Consider the following 1,563-nt stretch of genomic DNA (forward strand, 5'->3'; position numbering starts at 1 on the left):
GCTTTTCCTGCTGCACCTGCCCGTGGAGCCTGACCGCCTGCGCTATCAACGCCGATACGATCTTCAACAGCCTCAGGTCATCATCCAGGGATATGCCCTTTGACTCAAGCGGTCTGTCCACACTCAACACCCCCAGTATCTCACGACCAAACTTGACCGGAACACACAAAAAGGCGACATCCTCATTGCCGATGTCAGGACGTGCCCCCGTCTTGTTGAGGAAAAACGGCTCGTCCTTTATGTTAGGGATGACGATGGGATAACCCGACTTGGCCACCTGACCCATGACACCCTCGCCCTTCTTGTATCGTCCGAGTTCTATTTCGCCGCGACTGAGGCCGTGGGCGGCACGTACCACCAGTTCACTGTCTTCCATGAGGGCTACGGTTGCGCGCTTGAGGTCGAGGAACACGCACAGAAACTTCATCGTCATCTTGAGCGTCCTGTGGATGTCCAGCGAGGAACCAAGCAACTTGCTTATCTCATAGATGACGTTTAGTTCTGCGGTGTCTCGTCTCATCCGGACAGGCTATATCAGCCCCTTTTGGCTGAGGCTTACGTAGTCATCGTTGGTCACGATCAGGTGGTCGTGGATGACGATGCCGAGGGTTTCTGCGGTGCGCTTGAGGTTCTTGGTGAGCTTGATGTCATCCGCTGAGACCTTGAGGCTGCCACTGGGGTGGTTGTGGACGAGGATCATAGCGGTGGCCTTGTGTCTGAGGGCGTTTTCAAATATCTTGCGCGGATAGACGACCGTACTGTTGACCGTCCCCTCGCTGACTACCTCAAAGGCGACGATTTCGTTTCGGGCGTTTAGGAAGAGCGTCATAAACCGCTCGTCCTTGAGCGAGCCAACGGATATTCTCAGATAATCAATAATGTCATCGGGGCAGCGGACCACCTGCCTCTCCAGGAGTGTCTCACGCATATAGAGTTCCACGAAGTCCCTGGCCAGCTTTATCAGTATGGCAGTCTGTCTGCCGACCCCGCCGACCCCAATCAGGTCATCCATCCCGGCATCGAGCAGCCCCCGGATGCCGTCAAACCGGCCCAACAGGTCATTGGCCTGGGGCTTTACATCCCTGCGGCTGTGGACAAATGTCAGCAACAGTTCAACGGCCTCGTAGTCGTTGAGTGAGTCTATGCCGCCTCTGACGTACCTGTCTCTGAGTCTGCGGCGATGTCCCAGGTAGTGGGGTTTGCTGCCATTGGCCTTGGTCATTCCTCTTTGGTTAACTCATACTTGACGTTGAGCTTGATGTCTCTTCTGAGGGAGTGGTAGACGCCGCAGTACTTGTTGATTGAGAGGTCGAGTGCCCTGTCTACTTTTTTCTCCGTGAGGTTTTTACCCGTTATGTAGAGCATTATGTCAAAGCCCGTGAAGTAGTGGGGGGGGGACTCTTGTTTAATGCCCGTAATATTGGTCTTCATGGCGGTGATCGTCGCCTTCATCTTTTGCAGAAACATGAGGCAGTCTGTGGATATGCACGCCGCAAGGCTCATCATCACCGGTTCCGACGGCTGACATCCCCATTCGACGTTTGCGTCGTAGTCTATTTCGTA

General features: G+C 54.4%; 3 protein-coding genes. All 3 read right to left on the reverse strand.

Annotated features, from left to right (window positions below):
• Positions 1-520, reverse strand: a 520-nt coding sequence (locus HWQ67_RS18095) for a GAF domain-containing protein (protein ID WP_218254092.1), incomplete at its 3' end; no start/stop codon positions are given.
• A 9-nt stretch (positions 521-529) separates the two neighbouring features.
• Positions 530-1,222, reverse strand: a complete 693-nt coding sequence (gene radC, locus HWQ67_RS18100) for a RadC family protein (RefSeq protein ID WP_218254093.1) — start codon at positions 1,220-1,222, stop codon at positions 530-532.
• Positions 1,219-1,563 (reverse strand): OsmC family protein (locus HWQ67_RS18105; RefSeq protein WP_218254094.1); only part of this gene is annotated, 345 nt, incomplete at its 5' end. The genes HWQ67_RS18105 and radC, both read right to left, overlap by 4 nt.

This window comes from Candidatus Magnetobacterium casense (assembly GCF_019173545.1).
GTDB lineage: Bacteria > Nitrospirota > Thermodesulfovibrionia > Thermodesulfovibrionales > Magnetobacteriaceae > Magnetobacterium > Magnetobacterium cryptolimnobacter.

Coding starts and splice junctions, on each gene's coding strand:
- radC (WP_218254093.1), bottom strand. CDS start 1,222: ATGACCAAGGCCAATGGCAGCAAACCCCACTACCTGGGACATCGCCGC.